This window comes from Nitrospira sp., from assembly GCA_029194665.1.
Taxonomy (GTDB): Bacteria; Nitrospirota; Nitrospiria; order Nitrospirales; family Nitrospiraceae; genus Nitrospira_D.
The window spans coordinates 343,739-362,839 of the sequence record JARFXO010000002.1; the positions used below are offsets into that span (position 1 = coordinate 343,739).

The 19,101-nt window shown below is 55.3% G+C and carries 16 protein-coding genes and 1 tRNA gene; 12 read left to right on the forward strand and 5 right to left on the reverse strand.

The genetic code is table 11. From position 1 onward, the window contains the following. Nucleotide 1 precedes the first annotated feature (1 nt). Nucleotides 2–508, reverse strand: a complete 507-nt coding sequence (locus P0119_07285; protein ID MDF0665866.1) for a type II secretion system protein — start codon at nt 506–508, stop codon at nt 2–4. Next, entirely contained in the window at nt 505–2,850 is a 2,346-nt protein-coding gene (locus tag P0119_07290) for a secretin N-terminal domain-containing protein (protein ID MDF0665867.1), read from the reverse strand. Before P0119_07290 ends, P0119_07285 begins: the two co-directional genes overlap by 4 nt. A gap of 716 nt (nt 2,851–3,566) precedes the next feature. Here P0119_07290 and P0119_07295 point away from each other — a divergent pair. The 4 genes from P0119_07295 to P0119_07310 all read left to right on the forward strand — a co-directional run bounded on the left by P0119_07295 (nt 3,567) and on the right by P0119_07310 (nt 9,119). Further along, nucleotides 3,567–3,830 (forward strand): hypothetical protein, encoded by a 264-nt coding sequence (locus P0119_07295; protein MDF0665868.1) that lies wholly within the window; start codon nt 3,567–3,569, stop codon nt 3,828–3,830. A gap of 1,369 nt (nt 3,831–5,199) precedes the next feature. Then, nucleotides 5,200–6,204 carry a polyprenyl synthetase family protein gene (locus P0119_07300; GenBank protein ID MDF0665869.1) on the forward strand — a complete coding sequence of 335 codons (1,005 nt, stop codon included), beginning with the start codon at nt 5,200–5,202 and terminating at the stop codon, nt 6,202–6,204. Nucleotides 6,205–6,329: 125 nt separating this feature from the next. Further along, complete coding sequence (locus P0119_07305; GenBank protein MDF0665870.1) at nt 6,330–7,652, forward strand: DUF1015 domain-containing protein; 1,323 nt, start codon at nt 6,330–6,332, stop codon at nt 7,650–7,652. A gap of 102 nt (nt 7,653–7,754) precedes the next feature. After that, nucleotides 7,755–9,119 carry a sigma-54 dependent transcriptional regulator gene (locus P0119_07310; protein ID MDF0665871.1) on the forward strand — a complete coding sequence of 455 codons (1,365 nt, stop codon included), beginning with the start codon at nt 7,755–7,757 and terminating at the stop codon, nt 9,117–9,119. Between the two features lie 57 nt (nt 9,120–9,176). Here the strand turns inward: P0119_07310 and P0119_07315 are convergent, their stop codons facing one another. The 3 genes from P0119_07315 to P0119_07325 form a co-directional block, all read right to left on the reverse strand. Beyond that, entirely contained in the window at nt 9,177–9,935 is a 759-nt protein-coding gene (locus P0119_07315) for a nucleotidyltransferase family protein (protein ID MDF0665872.1), read from the reverse strand. A gap of 101 nt (nt 9,936–10,036) precedes the next feature. After that, nucleotides 10,037–11,140, reverse strand: a complete 1,104-nt coding sequence (locus P0119_07320; protein MDF0665873.1) for a phosphotransferase — start codon at nt 11,138–11,140, stop codon at nt 10,037–10,039. 61 nt (nt 11,141–11,201) lie between these two features. Further along, the gene (locus tag P0119_07325; GenBank protein MDF0665874.1) at nt 11,202–11,603 is read right to left on the reverse strand and encodes a VanZ family protein; all 402 of its coding nucleotides are present in this window, start codon (nt 11,601–11,603) and stop codon (nt 11,202–11,204) included. 13 nt (nt 11,604–11,616) lie between these two features. On the opposite strand from P0119_07325, the gene P0119_07330 reads away from it, so the two are divergent. From P0119_07330 to P0119_07365, 8 genes are all read left to right on the forward strand, one after another. Continuing rightward, on the forward strand, nt 11,617–13,908 hold the full coding sequence (locus P0119_07330) for a glycoside hydrolase family 57 protein (GenBank protein ID MDF0665875.1): 2,292 nt from the start codon (nt 11,617–11,619) through the stop codon (nt 13,906–13,908). 116 nt (nt 13,909–14,024) lie between these two features. Continuing rightward, nucleotides 14,025–15,029: a galactose-1-phosphate uridylyltransferase gene (gene galT, locus P0119_07335; protein MDF0665876.1), complete on the forward strand. Its 1,005-nt coding sequence runs from the start codon at nt 14,025–14,027 to the stop codon at nt 15,027–15,029. Next, nucleotides 15,030–16,412 (forward strand): hypothetical protein, encoded by a 1,383-nt coding sequence (locus tag P0119_07340; protein ID MDF0665877.1) that lies wholly within the window; start codon nt 15,030–15,032, stop codon nt 16,410–16,412. It abuts the gene before it with no gap. A 93-nt stretch (nt 16,413–16,505) separates the two neighbouring features. Beyond that, nucleotides 16,506–16,694, forward strand: a complete 189-nt coding sequence (locus P0119_07345) for a MoaD/ThiS family protein (GenBank protein MDF0665878.1) — start codon at nt 16,506–16,508, stop codon at nt 16,692–16,694. Nucleotides 16,695–17,197: 503 nt separating this feature from the next. Then, nucleotides 17,198–17,410: a hypothetical protein gene (locus tag P0119_07350; protein MDF0665879.1), complete on the forward strand. Its 213-nt coding sequence runs from the start codon at nt 17,198–17,200 to the stop codon at nt 17,408–17,410. Between the two features lie 808 nt (nt 17,411–18,218). Beyond that, a tRNA-Arg gene (locus tag P0119_07355) sits at nt 18,219–18,294 on the forward strand. A gap of 265 nt (nt 18,295–18,559) precedes the next feature. Continuing rightward, on the forward strand, nt 18,560–18,694 hold the full coding sequence (locus P0119_07360; protein MDF0665880.1) for a hypothetical protein: 135 nt from the start codon (nt 18,560–18,562) through the stop codon (nt 18,692–18,694). 131 nt (nt 18,695–18,825) lie between these two features. Then, nucleotides 18,826–19,044, forward strand: a complete 219-nt coding sequence (locus P0119_07365; protein ID MDF0665881.1) for a response regulator — start codon at nt 18,826–18,828, stop codon at nt 19,042–19,044. The last annotated feature ends 57 nt before the right edge of the window (nt 19,045–19,101 follow it).

Below are 19,101 nucleotides of genomic sequence, written 5' to 3' on the forward strand. Positions count from 1 at the left end.
CTTACCAATCCTGGTACTTGGTACCATCGAGTGCCAACCCCTCTCTTTGTGTCATCACATCGTAGACATCTTCACCGCACCAGCTAGACGGCTTCGGACGATCTTTGTAACAACGCAGAGCCCAATCGGATTTACCTGTGAGTGGGTCGATTGGCATCACCCGTAAATAGCGCCTTACCGTGGTGCCTCGAACCGTCGCCTCTTCTCCCGACAGCTGTACTCCTAACAGAGTATCGAGGGACTTCGGATAGCCGTACTGCCCTGTGATTTCCTTACACACCAACCTATTCTTCAGACAGACCGCTCCAAGTAAGACATCTCCATCGCGATTCCATTCCATTTTGAACAGATCGATTGCGCCGCGAATGGTCCGAAGATGTTGGCGCAGCTCAATCTCCTGGGCTCTTTTCGTTGATATCTTGCTCAACGGCATGGCGACCGAAGCCAAGAGTACAATGATTGCCATGGTGACGAGAATCTCGATGAGTGTGAACCCGCCCTCGCTCACCGCACTCTCACCACGCCTGTCCCGATTATTCCGGATGATGTCTGTGCCGCACCATCAGGATCAGTCAGTTCAACGCGAACCGGCGACACCCCGGGCGCCCTTGCGACAAGGATAATGCTCACGGACCGCGGAGCATGTTGGTTCGGACGGGCCAGCCGGAATGCGATACTTCCTACAGCTTTTCCCTGATCTCCAGGAGGGAGGTCCGACGAGGTGACAAGTTCCGCCGCACTAAGCCGTTTGAACTGAAGCACCTTCGGGTCATATTCGAACCTGAATAGGTTGCGGTCCGACGCACCGATCCGGCCATCCACGATCGATAACCTGATTTCCCGACCGGCTTGAACAGCTGATTCATCCGGGTGGATGGCCAGCAGTGGATCGGAGACAGCCAGTTGAGCCAAGGAACGGGCCAGGTTCCTTTCTCCGGCGTCTTTCGCCACCCTGTCGCCTGCGACGGGATGCTCTCCGTACCCCGTTCCCAATGACGTGGATACCTTCCGCCCAGGTACCGGGTACATCGGCTCGGTTGCATAGGTGAATTCCGTGCCGGACCAGAACGCTTGCGCGTCGAGTGTCGGAGGGATCATGTTCTGCACAATATGCGGCGTAATCGTCAAAATCACTTCCGTGGTAACTCGGTCGGTCTTGAACGAACTGATGAGATTCCCGATCCAAGGAAGGTCGCCAAGCCACGGGATCGTCACTCTGGTTTTCCGATCTTCCTCTTGCAAGAGCCCGCCCAGGATAATGGTTTCCCCATCCTTGATGCTGAGCATCGTCTCGGCAGACCGATTGCCGAACTTGAACTGCGTAATGGGCGGAGACGCCTGCAACGTGACCTGCTCGCCCAGTCGAATCACTTCAATCTTCATTTTCAATCCGAGCTCGCCCCCCACCCTGATAGAAGGTTCCACCGTCAGCTTGACGCCGGTATCCCGAAACTCAATCGATGTCACGGTCGATGTCGTCGGCACGGCACCCGTGGTGGCTTGACCGGGCAGGACGTTCGTCGTGGACAGGAGGATCGGCTGTTTGTCGCCGATGTTGATCTCCGCTTTCTTATTGTTCACGACCCGGATCTTCGGCGCGGCAAGCGTCTTGGCGTCCGTTATCTGTTTGAAAAAATCCAACTGAACATTCGTTGGGACCTTGAAGAGATAATTATCCGGGCCTAAGTTGGTCAACTGACGCAGGGTGAACTGCTGGGCAAGTGTCCCCGCAATAAGGCCAGCAGGCCCTGGGGGGACCATGGCATAGGCGACCTGTTTCGGATATGTCAGTCCATAGGTCTGATTGACGGTTCGGTCGACCTCCAGCACTTCGACGTCAAAAAGCACTTCTGCTTCCTGGCGATCGTTGGCCAGGATAATTTTTTCAGCCATCTGGATTTTTTCAGGCTGATCACGGATTACGATCGTGTTCAACTGCTCATTCGCATGCATGCGTTTCGAATCGAGCATGCTTTTCAGGAGCAACAACATGTCTTTGGATTTGGCGTTCGAAAGGTAAAAGGTTCGGATCATCAAATCCTGATACTGTTCCTGTTTCTGCTTGGTATCAGGGCTGACGATCAAGACAGTTGGAGATATCTGACGGGAAAACAAACCGTTGCTATTGAGAATCAGGCGTAGTGCTTCATCAAAGGACGTGTCCTGAATCGAAATAGAAATACGGTCGTTCCTTACATCCTTGTCGAAAACCAACGTATACCCGCCAACCTTCGCCACACTCTCCAAGACTTCCTTGATGCCGGCGTTCTTGAATTTTAGCGTTACAGGCTGCCTCGAACGCTCACCTCTTGTGAGTCCTTGTTGCTCTTCGCTAAGTTTGGTAATGCCTTCCAGGGCCTCTTGGTATGTTGGATCGAGCTCAACAGCCCGCCCAAAACTACTCATCGCCTCCTCTATTCGTCCATGTTGAACCAGCCGTTCCGCCTCGCGGTAATGAGACCGGGATTCTTTTACGCGAGTGGTTTCCATGAATCCCGCTTGATGGTCGGCATTGGAGGGGTCGATGGTCAGAGCCCGCTTGAATTCGTCAAGGGCAAGATCGAATTCCCTTTCCTTCAGATAGGCACGGCCGTGCTCCGCATGCGTCGCTGCCGCGCGTTCGCGGGCCAACGCGTACTTGCGTTGTAGAGAAGGATCAAAAGGATCGTCCTTCAGCGCCTGTTTGTAAGCAAGGATGGCGTCTTCCCAACGCTCCCCTGCCAAATGCTGATCTCCACGCTTGACTTCCGGAGACACCAACAGAGCACATCCAAACATCCCGAGGATTGTCAGAAGCTGGGTGATTTCCAGCGTTCGGTTATGAGGCCACGGCTTCAATTTGCAAGCCACACTTATGTTTCCTATGGACATTCCCTATGGCATGAAAGCATTTCCCATGCCCAGCCATCAATTTTTATACTACGGATCAGGACAGGCTCGAAGGAAAAGCCTGGAAGAGCTGAGAGCGATATCCCACAAGAAAAAATCAACAAATTATGGTGGAGCACGATCAAGTGTCGAGAGACTGTTTCGACCCATCAGCAACCCAAGTCTCTGCTCGCGTGGGTCAGAAGATACTCTTGCTGACCTCGTTTGAGTAAGCACTTTCATTCCCCGCGATGTCATAGGCAGTCACGACAAAGAAATATGTCGTGTTGAATTGGAGTCCTGTCGCAATGTACCTGGGCGTATTACCCTGAATCGTCGCAATGGGGGCCCCGTAGGTTCCTGATGAAGTCGCGCGATACACTCTATATCCGGCTAGGTCGCTTTCGACATTCGCATTCCAAGACAGCGTGACGGATGAACTCGATGAAGGATCCAGCCTCAGGGTGACGCTGACTGTTTTGGTTATTCCACCACTCTTCACAGTGATGGTGGTTGCATGATCTCCCTGGGTCGCGTTAGCCGTATTGACGCTTGCCGTAATGATTCCATTGTTAGAGCCTGACGTGGGACTAAGCGATAACCAAGGGGCACCTTCGCTGACGCTCCACGTTCCATTCGCACTAATGGCGATGCTCTGGGCGGAAGGGTTTGCCCTTCCCTGCGTAGCCGTGTAAGTCATGCTGTTGGGGGAAGCCGTCAATGAGGCGGCTGATACGGTGAATGTGACGGAACTAGTGCTCGTCACGCCAGCGTTCGTAACGGTGATCATAGCGTTGTTCGTGTCTACCGCAGCAGCTGATATGGCAACGCTAGCTACGATGGATCCGTCGCCGTTGCCTGACGATGGACTCAGCGTGAGCCAAGATGCGTTGCTACTGGCTGTCCAATTGCCACTAGAATTGACCGTCACGGTTTGGCTCGCCGGATTGCCCCCTCCCTGAACTCCTGAGAACGTCAACGATGACGGGCTGAGCGAAACAGTCGCCGAGGGGGGGGTGACTGTGAGGGTGATGGGGATGGAAACAGAAGCTACGTTGCCTGCGCTGACAGTAACCAGGGTACTGTAAGTCCCTACTGCCAACGAGCCGGCAGTGGCGGTTAATGTGATTGGGCCAGTATTCTTGCCAGACGCCGGGCTGAGTGTCAGCCATGCGGCTGTAGCAGCTGCATTCCAGTTCAATGTTCCCCCGCCTCTGTTTGTAACAGTGAGAGTTTGCGTTGTCGGACTGCTGTTCCCTTGCTGAGCACTGAAAGAAAAGCTTGAGGAACTCACTCCAATAACGGGTCTTGGTGCTGGTGGAGCCGTAAGCGGGACGGGCGGCGCAGCAAGTGGTATCGGTCCCGACCCTTCAGACATGAGTCTGTGCGTGGGGACTGATGACGGTCGGCTTTGCATGGAACCGGGCAGCGGTGCCGCCGTCGAGATGGTATCTCGATCGGTCGCCGCCAAGGCCGGCTGTATCAATGGAATTATCTGATCACCAACAAACAAGAGCGTGGCCATACTGGACACAAGCAACAACAATCGCTGAGTTTTCTGGCGCATTATCAGAGTCCTCCATGGAAAGCACATTGCGAACTGAGGATGCGCACAAGGCCAGGAAGCTATGAGCAAGTTAGGTGCCCTTTGCGAATGGAGAAACAATTTTGACTAGTGGGCGCTCAAACGCAGATGTTTCTATGGGTTTTACTGAAATTCGTGCCCCCGCCCCGGTTTCAGAGAAAGGGATCCATAGGGAGAACTCATACCTCGTAGATGTACACATGAAGTGATGGTTTATGTTTATGCTTGTCGCTGCTAGAACTGCTCGCATTGTCGGTATTTGACATGCACATGCGCATCGAGCTCTCTTCGATATCTATCTTTGGCATTCTCGGTTAGAGAAAACATGGTCTGCCAAGCGCAAGCTGACTATGCAAGGACACCGTGTTCTATCAGTATCTGTGGACCCTATTTGGTTGAGCCAGCATTCGTCGTAGACCGTAAACCGCGTGAACCTAGACCCCAATGACGAGCGCGTGAGGGAGCGCCTGAATGTATGTGCCGAGCACCGGGAAGTGGTGGTCTTGCCACCCTGATTCGTGGGGAGCCTAAGGTCGTCCGAACGTAGGTCATCAACGAGGCGCTGCGCCAGCTATGGCAATACGCTTACCCGGCGTCAGGCTGGCAGTTTTGGAACGGTGGTACAGCGGCGACTCAAATATACAGTTAATGGCACGTCGTAGTTCAATACACAATCCAGGTCAGCAAGGCATAGCCCTCATTCATTTGCTTGACTTTATTTCCTCGGCTGCCATACCATCCGCCGCATGGCACAAGGTCCAGCGATCGCAGCCCTGCACAGCATGTCGGATGTGTGGGACGCCTACCGTGATGAACTGGACGGAGTGGAGAATCGAGTCAGGAAGAACCTCGACTCCAGCGTGACCCTGGTCAATACGGTCGCCGCCCACATCTTGAGCGGGGGTGGCAAACGCATCAGACCACTGCTCCTCCTCTTATCTGCTCGCCTTTGCGGCTATCCTGGAACCGAGCATCATCAGCTCGGCAGCATCGTGGAATTCATCCATACCGCCACCCTGTTACACGACGATGTCGTGGATGACGCCGATCTCCGGAGGGGCAGAAGAACCGCGCGCAAGGTTTGGGGAAACCAGATCAGCATCCTCGTGGGGGATTATCTCTACACCAAAGCCATGTGTAAAGTCGTTGAGTTTCAGAGCCAGGGGATCAATGAAGTCCTCGCCGAGGCTTGTAAAAAAATGGCCGAGGGTGAAGTCCTCCAGTTGTATTACAACGGCAATCCCGCCATGCCAGAAATCGATTACATCAAGATCGTCGAACACAAAACCGCCGGTTTGATTGCGGCTGCCTGTCGCATGGGTGCCATTCTTGCCGACGCTCCCGAGACACAACAGAAAGCGTTGTTCCGCTTCGGCCAATACCTCGGGATCGCCTTTCAAGTGGCAGACGACACCTTGGATTACATCGCAAACGGCGAATCGCTCGGAAAAACGATCGGGCAGGATCTCCGGCAGGGAAAAGCGACGCTGCCCCTTCTCCATCTGTTACAGCATTGTTCGGAACAGGATCGCCAGATGATCAAGGATCGAATGGAAACCCGGACGCTCAGCACCGCCGACCTTGAACGAATCTTATTGTTGATGGCTGATTTCGGTTCGATCACCTATGCGATGGATCGCGCGAGTGCCTATATCGCCGCTGCCAAGCATGAGCTCGAACACTTTGACGACAGTACTGCACGGCGCGCCCTCTCGGTCGCCGCTGATTATATGATTACCCGCGACAGGTAGCGGTCGTCCCACCGGCTGGAAAGACGCTGGACCGTAGGAACGGCACGGCGTATGGCGAAAGGATTCCACTCTCTCCTATAACCATCAAACCGTGTCGCTGCCACGACACTGCCAAGAGGTTGTTCATGTCACAGATCATTCCGTTTCAGGGCATGCTGTACGACCAGATGCTCGTGAGCTCCATCAAGGACGTGGTCGCCCCGCCGTACGATATCATCGATGTGGAGGGACAGAAACGGCTTCACGACCGTCATCCTCACAACATTATCCGAATGGAACTGGGGCTCGACCAGACCGGTGACAGCGCTGCCAACAACCGATATAGCCGCGCTGCCGCGACGCTGCAGACCTGGCTCAACCAGGGTATTCTCAAGCGCGACACACAGCCGGCCGTCTACTTTCACACGATTGAATACACTCCTCCCTACTCAGCGCCCAACGCTCCCAAGAAAGTGCTTCGGGGATTTTTGGCGCTGGCAAAGCTGGAGACGCTCGACTCCGGACACATTTATCCTCACGAGAATACACGCGCGGCGGCTAAAACTGATCGTCTGAATCTGATCGAGGCCTGTCGCTCAAACTTCAGCCCGATCTGGTCCCTCTACTCAGATCCGCTTGGTGCCATCATCCAACTTTTGGAAACTGCTGTAAAAGACAAGCCGGCGCGCTACGACTTTCAAGACGATGCAGGCTGTCGCGAATGCCTGTGGGCCGTAACCGATAAGACCGTCCTTCAACAAGTGACCGACGCGATGCAGAGCAAGCCGCTGTTCATCGCGGACGGTCACCATCGCTATGAAACGGCGTTGAACTATCAAAATCTCCGCCGACAGCAGGCGGGGTCTCCGACGGGGCTGCACCCCTACGACTCCGTGTTAATGCTGCTCACCCCGCTTGAAGATCCAGGGCTGACGGTATTACCGACACACCGAGTTGCGACCACCGCTTTACCCTCTTCGGGCCAGATCAAGACGGTACTGGGAGACACGTTCGAGTTTCGGGAGTTCCTCTTCAGTGCATCCACACGACAGCAGGCGCGGTCACAGTTCTTGGCCAGCTTGCGGACGGAAGGAAAGACCGTTCCGGTGTTCGGTCTGACACGACAAGGCGACGACCGATATGTCATGCTCACGCTGAAGCCCGCCCATCGACCTTCCACCCAGGCATCACCTCGAGCCAAACTCGACGTCTCTCTGCTGCAACAATTGATCGTGACCAGACTCTGTCCCACGCAACAGGAACAAGAAGCGATTCTCTACACCAAAGATGATCACGAAGCCCTGGACTGGGTGGCCAACGGAACGGGGACAGGCGCATTCCTGCTCAATGCCACGAAGGTCAGTGAAGTTCAAGCCGTCGCGGCAGCGGGAGAACGGATGCCGCACAAGTCAACCTATTTTTATCCGAAGCCGTTGACGGGACTCGTCATCAATGTGATGAACGGTTAAGTGGAGACATTTTTCAAGTCGTCGCTCGCCGATCGCAACACGACTTCCTGGCCGATTCGTCCATAACGACCGACAGATGACCCGAGGCAGAGGGTTATTCCGATGAACGCCAAAATTCTTATTGTTGACGACGATCCCGACATCGTCATGATGCTCGAGGACCGGCTCCAAGCCTCCGGGTACGAGACTATCGTGGCCGCTGAGGGGCAGCAGGCGCTTGACAAAATCGTTGATGAATCTCCGCACCTTATCCTACTGGACCTCACACTGCCCAAGGTGTCGGGACTTGAGGTCCTCAAACGGCTGTCTCAGTTGAAACCATCGGATGGTCCTCCTGTCATTGTGATGACCGCATACGCATCCATTGAAGCCGCAGTGGACGCTATGAAACAAGGAGCCTACGACTTTCTGACCAAGCCTCTCGACAAAGACTATCTGCTCATCGTGATCCGCAAAGCGTTGGAGCGAGATTCGCTCCGACGGCAAGTCGCCTATCTTCGTTCCGAGGTCCACAGCCGTTACGCCAACATCGTCGGCAACAGTCCATCGGTCCGGTCCGTCGTGGAAGCAGCGCAGCGAGCCGCCAAGTCCGACGCGGGCGTATTGCTGCTGGGCGAAAGCGGCACCGGGAAAGAACTCTTTGCGCGTTCGATCCATCAGTGGAGTCATCGCTGTTCGATGCCGCTTGTCGTCATCAACTGCGTGGCCTTGACAGAGACTCTGCTGGAGAACGAACTGTTCGGCCACGAACGTGGCGCGTTCACCGGGGCGGACCGGCAGCAAAAAGGCAAACTGGAAATGGCCAACGGTGGGACCGTCTTCCTCGACGAGATTGGAGACATGTCTCTTCCGTTGCAGGCTAAGCTCTTACGCGTCCTGCAGGACCGTGAGTTTCACCGCGTCGGCGGCTCCAAGATCGTCTCGGTGAACATCCGCATCATTGCAGCCACGAACAAGGATCTTCGGCAGGCCGTGCGAGCAGGCCACTTCCGCGAAGATCTCTATTTTCGACTGAATGTCGTGAGCCTGACCCTGCCCCCGCTTCGCGAACGATCGGAGGATGTCGCAGCCCTAGCCCAGTTTTTTTTGGATCGACATACGAGAGATGCGAAACGACCAGGCATGACTCTGAGCACAGCTGCGCTCAATGCCTTGATCCGCTATCCCTGGCCGGGAAACATTCGAGAATTGGATAATGTGATCGCGCGCGCGGTCGTCTTGAGCCCGAAAGACATCATCGAACCGGAGATGTTGGCCCTACTGGCGGAGGACAGCATCCTCCGTCGAAGCGACAATGCTCCACCGCCGTATCTGAACCTGCCCTACCATGAATCGATGGAGCAACACAGCCGCTACATCATCGCGCGCGCGATGGAACAGGCTGAAGGCAATCAGACGAAAGCCGCCGATTCGCTCGGGCTTCAACGAACCTACCTGGCTCGGTTACTCAAACAACAAAAAGAATAGGCACGATGGAGTGGCCAGCGAGTGAAGGGGCGCGATCGTGGTCGAGATCAACTCTACTTACTTGAGCGGGACGCGCGGTTCGAGAGACTGCCGGTCTTCTAAACGAATCAGCCCCGCTCGGACATCCCGTTCCGCCTGCGCGTAGCGCTCGGCCGTGCCGATGTCTGACCAGTATCCCTGCAGGTCATACCCAAGCACCGGTTCTCCTCGCTCGATGGCCTTCACATAGGGATCGATGATCGAAGATGCCGCCCCTTTGGGTACCTCCTGGAGCAACCGGGGATGTAAGATATGAATCCCGGCGAACATGCGCGGCGTCGTCGGGACGGAATCCACAAGCCCTTGTCCAGTTATGCGTAAGATCTGCCCCATGTCTCCCACTTCCACCAGCCCCCAACGGGCAGCGTCTGGATCTTCCCGGAGCACCAACGTTGCTGCTGCATTGCGCGAGCGGTGAAAATCGCAGAGCGCCTCAAGATCCAGTTCCACCAGCGTATCCCCGTTGAGAATCAGAACCGGCTCTCCCGAAAAATGAGGCTCGGCCTGTTTAATCCCACCGCCGGTTCCGAGGATGACCGGCTCATGGGAGTAAATAATCCGAATCCCGAATTTCGACCCGGCTCCCAACGCCTGTTCGATCATCGAACCCAGGTGATGCAGGTTGATGACGACTTGGCGGAACCCATGCCGATTCAGCAGCAGTAAGTTCCAGACGATGAGCGGCACTCCTCCGACCGGCAGCAACGGTTTAGGAATGGTGTTCGTCAGCGGTCTCAGGCGGGTGCCGAGGCCAGCCGCAAGAATCATCGCTTTCATATGCGTAAAACGTGAGAGGTGAAAGGTGAGAGGTTGGAGGGGGTAGAGGACGGACCCATACTGGATCTTCGTCTCACGTTTAACGTTTCACGTTTCACGTCTTACTGTAATTCCGGCACGTGTGGGCTGAGGTGCTTCCGAAGGGTATCCAGTTCCGGATATTTTTTAAGATTGTGTTTGACGTAGCTCAAGACGCGAGGGATATCGGTTAAGAATTTTGGGTTGCCTTTCACCAGATCAATGTATACAAACCGGCCAGCAGCCTTCAAATTTCGTTGAATACTCGTCAAATCAAACAGTCGTCGGAACTCGGCACGATTAGCCCAGACGAAACGTCGTTCGGCCAGCTGGTCGAGGTAGTACCCCACTAAATCGTCAACGAGGGCTTCGTCGAGCTGAATGTAGGCATCCCGCAGCAGTGAGGCAAGATCGTAGGTCGCCGGTCCCATCAAGGCATCCTGAAAGTCGATGACGCCGAGCCGCAAACCATCGACCATCAAATTGCGAGAGTGGTAATCACGATGGGTGAAGACGCGTGACTGCCCGGCCAGCAGCTCCGCAATCTTCTCGAACTCGCGTCTTATCGTCGTGGCGTCCTCATCGGGCAACGGTCTGCCGTTGCGCGCCACGATTCCATACTCCAGAAAATGATCGAATTCCCACATCAACAATGGTACGTCGAAGCTACGGTGAAACGCCAAGCATCCGGGATCCGCCGGTGTCGTGGCATTGATCTGTATCTGGACGAGGACGTTGATCGCCTGCTTGTACCTCGCCTCCAAGCTCGTGCCATCCGCCTGACCGACGGCCTCCGCCAACGTCACATCTCCAAAATCCTCCAGATAGAGCAGCCCTGCCGATTGATCATGGTAGTGGAGTCTAGGCACCGGCACGTTCACCTTGGCCAAATGCGACATGATGTTGACAAACGGCAGTTCGGAGATCTGGTGTATTCCCCCGCTCACCGCCTCTTCCGATTGTTTGAATCCTTCCGGCTCAGCCAGTTGCATTACGATCAGGGAATGCGGTGGTCCACCAGCAACGGCGGCTCGATAGTAGCGCCGATTGGAGGCATCTCCTGCCAATGGCGTCAGAGTCCTCAACAAGAGGCCAGGGGGAAGACGAGTCTCGACGACCTGAGCGATAAGTGTTTGATCGGGAGGAGAGAGTGGTGCCTTGGCAGAGATTGGGTTGGCCGGCAACATACTCAGCGAATTATAGCGAGCGTCCCGCGACTTGTCACGAACACCACCTATCCGATCGGCCCTACGGCAGCGCTTCCGGAATCGAACTCACCGGTCTGAGATTCACTACCCGATGCATGGCGACCGCTCCGACCGCGGCTCCGATCGTATCCGCCAGCCAATCGAGCCAACTTGATTCTCGAAACGGAACGAACGCTTGGTGAACCTCGTCGCTCAGCCCATACAACGAGGTCAGTAGAATGGCTGCCGGAATCGCTTGCCGACTCCATGAATCAGACCCACTTCCACGAATCGCCCTGTAGCACAACGCGCCCAATACCGCATATTCGACGGCATGCAAGACCTTATCACTGAAATACGTGACGAACGGTACATGGGTTTCAGGATGAGACTGTGCGGATAGATAGAAAATAAGCCCGGCATATCCGCACACCGGCCCCCAATACCGAAAGAATGTCGCCATATCAACTCCTCACATGACGGTCGATCACAAATTCACCAGCGGATTGCATGCTCATACCCCCTATGACATACTCGCCGAAAGAAAGGGGAACGCGACACTGATGAAGCATGTCCACGTGTGTTTCCTGTGGCATATGCACCAACCCTATTACACCGATCCCGTAGCTGGATCGGCCAGCATGCCGTGGGTACGTCTGCATGCGACCAAGGCCTATTATGACATGGCTGCTTTGTTGGAAAAATTTCCTGCTGTTCGCGCCACATTCAATTTTACCCCATCTCTTCTCTTACAGTTACAGGAAATCGGCACCGGCAAGATCCTCGACCTTTTTCTGGAACATGCACAACGCCGAGCGGCTGGTCTCACTCTTGAAGAAAAGGCCTTCCTGGTCCGTCATTTCTTTTCGGCCAATTGGGCGACGATGGTACGACCCTATCCACGATACCATGAGTTGCTGGTGAAACGGGGATTGGACATACAGGGGCATGATCTCCACCGTCTCGCCCATCAATTTTCCACACAAGAGCTGCTGGATCTGCAAGTTTGGCACAATCTCGCCTGGTTCGGGTACGGCACCGTTCAACAATATCCTCGTCTGGCCGCGCTGCGCCAGAAAAATCGCGGCTTCACCGAGGACGACAAGCAGGAAGTATTGGAACTGCAACGGATGGCCGTGCGAGAAATTCTCCCCCTGTACCGACGGCTTATGGAGCGGGAACAAATCGAACTGACCACGACTCCGTTCTATCATCCGATTCTGCCGCTGGTCATCGACACTGATATCAACCGGCGGGCCAGGCCGGATCTCCCCCTGCCCGCTCGTTTCCACGCCCCAGATGATGCCGCAGCTCAACTTCAACAGGCCGTCGATTTTCATCATCAAACATTCGGCCGGCCTCCTGTCGGTTTGTGGCCATCAGAGGGATCGGTGTGTCCCGAAATGCTTCCTCTTATCCATCAGGCCCGCCTTCGCTGGTTTGCCACGGACGAAGGCATCCTTGCACGCTCTCTGGGAATGTGTGGCCGTCCATGGCATCGACAGTCCGCGCTCTATCAACCTTATCGCATCGGTGAAGCCGAGCATTCCTTGACCGCACTGTTTCGCGACCGCGAGATCTCCGACGCGTTCGGATTCGTCTATCACAAGACAACTCCCGAATCCGCAGCCGAGGATGTCCTGCGGCGTGTGCGAGGCATCCTCCATGATGTCTCACAAGATACGATCGTCATCGCCATCGTGTTGGACGGCGAAAACCCGTGGGAACACTATCACGACGGCGGTGAACGATTCCTTTCGCTCCTGTACGAGGCGTTCACGAACCATAGACTGGATCAACCGGGACAGATCGTGGTCCAAACATCGACGATTTCCGATGCGATCGCTTCCGCTCAGCCCATGCAGCAGCTGCCCTGTCTCCATTCAGGCTCCTGGATCAATTCCGACTACAAGATCTGGATTGGGCACCATGAAGACAATCGTGGATGGGATCTCCTCGGTCATACCCGCACACAGCTCATGAATCTCGCGCCAAGTCTTCCGCCTGACCGCGCGCGGGCGGCCTGGCAAGAACTGTACGCCGCCGAGGGCAGTGACTGGTTCTGGTGGTACGGTGATGATTTCGATACCGATTTTAAGCCTGAATTCGACCGGCTCTTTCGAACTCATCTCCGCAATGTCTGGACCTATATGGGCATTCCGCCTCCAGACCAACTGAACAATCCCATCTGCACCAGGGACATCGCCTCCTGGTCCGATTCGATTCAACAGCCGCTCGCCCTGCTGAATCCCACGATCGACGGCATGGTGACCGATTTTTTCGAATGGCGCGGCGCGGGAAACATCGGTACGCGACCCCCGCTTGGCGCCATGTGGAAAGCCGACGGGCTCTTTACCGCGATCCGATTCGGCTGGAACATGGATCACCTCGTGATGAGATTCGACCCCGACGAAACGAGCCGCACCCGACAGGGCCTCGATGTCGACATTACTCTGCAAGGGCCTCAATTCACGTTTCGGCTTCTGTTTCCGCTTTCTTCCTCGCCGGGCCCGAAGGCATTTCTCTTGTCTCGCCGAACCCAGACCGATGCCTGGCAGGAAATCGGTTCTTATGGCTCGATCAAAGCCCACGCTATTTTAGAGTTAGCGGTCCCTTGGAAAGAGTTGTGCTTGGAACAAGGAAATGCGGTCCAGGTCTCGATCATCGTCCGAGAACAGGGTCTTGAAGTGGCCCGCTATCCCGGCCATGGCTCGGCCATCCTTACCGTCCCCGGGCCGGAATTTGAGGCCGGACTGTGGAGAGTTTAGGAGAAACAGTGCTGTGGATTGCGTGCTGGGTTTTGAGTTGTGAAATCGGTCTGTGTCCGGGACACTGACCACTCAGGACTGAGCACGTAGAACTTTTCAAAGAGAGTGGAGAGCACATGCCTGATTTAAGACGTGATCCCGTTGTGGGCCGCTGGGTAATCATTTCCACAGAACGAAGGGGCCGTCCACATGACTTCGTCAAACCCCAACAGACCCGACCTGTTTCCACCGCCCTCTGTCCCTTTTGCCCGGGACAGGAACGGCTCACACCGAAAGAAATCATGGCCTATCGACCGCAGTCGGGCGGACCCAATTCTCCCAACTGGACCGTGCGTGTCGTCCCGAATAAATTTCCCGCGTTGCAAGTCGAAGGTGACATGGGGCGCGAGGGGGTGGGTCTGTACGACCGCATGAACGGCGTGGGCGCTCACGAGGTCATCATCGAAACACCCAACCATGTCGAAGGCCTCGTAGATCTCCCGAGCAAGAAGATCGAGGACATGCTGTGGGCCTATCGAGACCGAATGATCGATCTCAGAAAGGATCTGCGGTTCCGCTACATTCTCATTTTCAAAAACCACGGTGTATCCGCCGGTGCGACACTGGAACACAGCCATTCTCAGCTCATCGCCCTACCGATCGTCCCGACCAGCGTTCAAGAGGAGCTTGACGGATGCCGCAATCATTTTCAGCAGAAGGAGCGTTGCATCTACTGCGACATCCTCAGGCAGGATCTCTCGGATGGAAATCGGATCGTCGCCGAGAATCCGGAGTTTCTCTGTATGACGCCGTTCGCGCCGCGGTTTCCATTCGAAATGTGGATTCTTCCCAAGCGTCACGCGGCGTATTTTGAGGAAAGTCAGAAGTCGCAGTTCGAATTTCTGGCTCCCATCCTCTCGGAATCGCTGCGCCGCATGGACAAAGTGTTGTCTCGCCCCCCATACAACTTCATCCTGCATAGCTCTCCCCTTCACGAGAAGACCGGCGATTACTACCATTGGCACCTGGAGATCATCCCCAAACTGACGCAAGTTGCAGGCTTCGAATGGGGCACCGGCTTCTACATTAATCCGGTGTCACCGGAAGAAGCCGCGACGTTTCTCCGCGAAGCGGTGATCTAAGTGCCGACCCGCTTTCGTCTTGAAGATCCCATTCTCAGAGAGATCCTTCGCCGCATTGAACAGATCATTCGTCGTGGGGGCGGGAGGGTCTGGCTGGTTGGCGGCTCAGTCCGCGATCTCGCGCTCGGTCGACAGCCTCGGGATCTGGACCTCGAAGTCCTTGGGCTCTCGCCTGGTCAAGCCTACGCACTGCTGGCCGACCACTTCCCCGTGCAATTCGTCGGAAAAGCGTTCCAGGTCTTCAAACTGCAAGGTCTGCCGGTCGATCTTTCCATTCCTTCCCGCATGCTCACCGACGATACCTCCCTCCCTGGCTTGCTCAGGCAAAGCGCGCCCGACATGCTCATCGATGAGGCGTTGGCGCGGCGAGACTTCACCATCAATGCGATGGCCTGGGATCCGGACACCATGGAGCTTCGCGATCCCTTCAACGGTCGCGAGGATCTTGAGTTGCGAACATTGCGTCACACGTCCAACCGATTCGCCGAAGATCCGCTGCGCGTCTTGCGCGGCATGCAGCTGTCTGCCCGCTTTGATCTCACGGTTGCGCCGGAAACAGTGGCCCTGTGCCGAACATTGTCCCAGGAGGCTCAACCGAGCGAGCGTCTGTGGGAAGAATGGAAGAAGCTGCTCCTTCAAGGACGCAAGCCATCGCTGGGTTTGCAGTTCTTACGTCACTGCGGCTGGCTCCGTTTCTATCCAGAGCTCGCGGCGCTTGGAGGCTGCCCGCAAGATCCCCTCTGGCACCCCGAAGGCGACGTCTGGATTCACACACTCCACTGCTTGGACTGGTTCGCAACGGAGCGAACCGGAGATGAACCGGACGATCTTGCCGTCGGATTGGGCATACTCTGCCATGACTTCGGCAAACCGGCCACGACCAGAGAGGAATGTGGGCAGGTAACCTCACGAGGACATGAATCGGAAGGAGAAGGCCCAACGACACGTTTTCTTGAACGACTGACCAATCGGCAGGACCTCATCGATGAGGTGGTCGCTCTGGTGTGTTGCCATCTTCGTCCCCGTGCACTCCATAACGCCAACGCTTCGGACAGCGCCATCCGTCGCTTGGCGAAGCAAGTCCACCGTATCGACCGATTGGTGCGCGTGGCTCGGGCGGACCACGCAGGGCGGCCGCCGAAACAGTTTGATGGATTTCCCGCCGGCGAGTGGCTGTTGGCCCGGGCACAGCAGCTGGCGGTGGACCGTCGGGCTCCCCTTCCCCTTGTCATGGGCCGTCACCTGTTGGAATTGGGAATCCGGCCAGGTCCTGACATGGGCCGACTCCTTGAGGACTGTTATGAGGCGCAACTTGATGGAGACTTTGAAACGCTGGATGAAGGCCTCACCTACGTAAAGAATCGACTGTCCGCTCGGTGCTGATCAGCTCCTTCCTCCCACCTTTCAAACGCTCACTCGTAGTTCCTGACAGGCTTGCCCCTTGGTGGCTGGAGCGCGTATCATCCTCCCATGCAGGTGCAGTTGAATCACCCATCACGGTCGATCGAAATCAAAGGGCCGAAGCGAGCCAAAGATCTACTGCGCGAATTGAATCTTCTAGCTGAAGCACACCTGGTGATTCGAGGCGACGAATTAGTGACTGAAGACGAGATGCTTTCCGACAAAGACCAGATCGAAATCCGTCCGGTGATTTCGGGAGGGTAAGGATCGTTCAAATTTTGTCATAACGAACACCCTGCTACGGCCCGATCGAGGATGGCGCCGCCGAAATACTGAACGTAGAAATAGGAACACGAATATATCCGATTTCTACCTGAACACCCCAAACTATCCCGCTCCATGGCTGGCCAGATCTAGCCTCTTTCTCGAAGCCATACGTTGATCTCCTCGAACGGATTTGCAACCGATTAAAGGAAGAAGGTGATCGCAAAGGGTCTGCCGATCACCAGGCTCGCTATAGAAATGAGGCAGTTTAGTCGTACCGATACCATTCTGCTACATCGCCATGTAGGATTAATCATTCGCGGCTTCATGAGAGGAATTTCCTAACTTGCTGATTCCTAAATGGTCTGCGTTTCATCTTGCGAATAGAGCAGAACGGCACTACCTTTGCTGACCATTCGGGTAAGTGCCAAGTGAATGGCACACATTCTTATAACTTTCTTACAGGGGGGTATCTCATAATGAAGAGCATGTTGATGGCAGTTATGGCAGTGGCAGTGGCAGTGACTTTTAGCGCACCAACCTTCGCCAGTGAAAAGAAGGAGGAGAAGAAGAGCGGGCACGTAGTGGTGTACGGCGACGAGAAGAAGGACAAGGGCGGCAAGGCAGACGAGACCTACAGTGAGAAGAAGGAAGAGAAGAAGGGCGGCCATGCCGACACCTTCGGCGAAAAGAAGGACGAAAAGAGCGGCAAGTAAGACTCAACTTCGTAGAGCTGGGATGGGGGGCTTTCTACACAGTAGGAAGCCCCCTTACGGTTCGTCTCACGGAGCAGCGCCTCGCTCCCCAAAGGCAGTCCCTCCAAGAGTAACAAATTCTAGCCAAGTCGTACGATTCTGACTGCGACCAGGCGAGCCTCATCCCGCTGATCGTCCTGGCAACCCCCTGTCATCTCTTGTAGATCCACGTAGTTCGGTGGGAATATTTCCACGCTGACAGCGGTACAAACTTTGCCGGTAGACTTCCGAACGGACTGCCACAACCAAGGAGTTCGACATGGAGCTACCGAGATCGATGACCAGCAAGTCTCGTTGGCTTCTGTTCTGTTTGCTTCCGTTCGTTATCATAGCGTGCGCCTCGTCTGATTCCGCGCCAACCAGTGGAACGGCCACGCTTTCGTGGAATGCGAGCGGAGGACCGGACCTTGAAGGATACAAGGTCTATCAGGCAACAGCCTCAGGGGGGTATGGTGCACCGATTGCTACCGTGACCATGGACTTCACGAGTTACACCGTAACTACTCTGGACGCCGGCACTACCTATTTCTTCGCAGTCACCGCGTACAATTCGGATGGGGCCGAAAGTTCTTTCTCAAACGAAGTGAGCAAGACTATCCGCTGATCAACCGTCGCCGAACCTCGAATCCAGACTTTTCCGGTGTTCGTCCCTTGACCCTCACTCTCCGAGAACTGTATAACCACTGACTCTGGTACGTGCTGAGATCAACGTGCTGAGGCAGGAGTCCATCCTTAACCATCGTCGTCAATTGCCTCGTATCTCAGAGATGCGCCCGTAGCTCAATGGATAGAGCACCAGACTACGGATCTGGGGGTTACAGGTTCAAGTCCTGTCGGGCGCACCAAACCTCGCCGGCGCTTCTTTTCATGTCTCGCTGACGGATCTGGGCATACCTGATTCAGTCCTGTCGGGCGCACCAAACCTCGCCGGCGCTTCTTTTCATGTCTCGCTGACGGATCTGGGCATACCTGATTCAGTCCTGTCGGGCGCACCAAACCTACTGGCTTCTCCTTGGTTACCAAGACCTCCGGCTTGCCTTATTTTCACTCGGCACCTCCTTGTATGTACTTCTGTCAAGTATTCCGTCTCCTGCATGATTCACAACGACCATGCTGTCGGAGAACGATCTCCGGACCAGCATTGAGGTCAAGGTCGCGCTGGCAAAGGACGTCGCCGTCGGTCAGCGCAACAATCGATACAGCGTGGGGGAGTTGTGGCTGCATGAATGCGAGGGTAATACCTAGTAGTGTGAATTCACATGTTTGGAGTAAGACGAACGAGGAGGGTTTTGTCATCAGCTCAATGTGAAGGACAGAGTCCGCCTCGCAAGCAGTGCTGAGGAACCCTGGTTCTCTTCACAAAGGGAAGACCCAGAGTGGAAGTCTTGTTTGACGATAATCACGCGCTGGTACGGCGAGGTCTTCCCTCCGTGATGGCGGCCTATAACGCTCTTCAGGCCATTACGGAAGATCGAAATGGTGCCGAGGCGGTCAAGCTCGCCGGAGACCTACGTCCACAGGTGGCGGTGATGGACATCAACATGCCGAGAATGAACGGAATCGATGCCACGGCATACCAGAACTCGTTCGTGTGAAGTCGCCCTCGCTGCGATGAAAGGGATAACACCAGTTTTCTTCGCTTTTGGATTGTC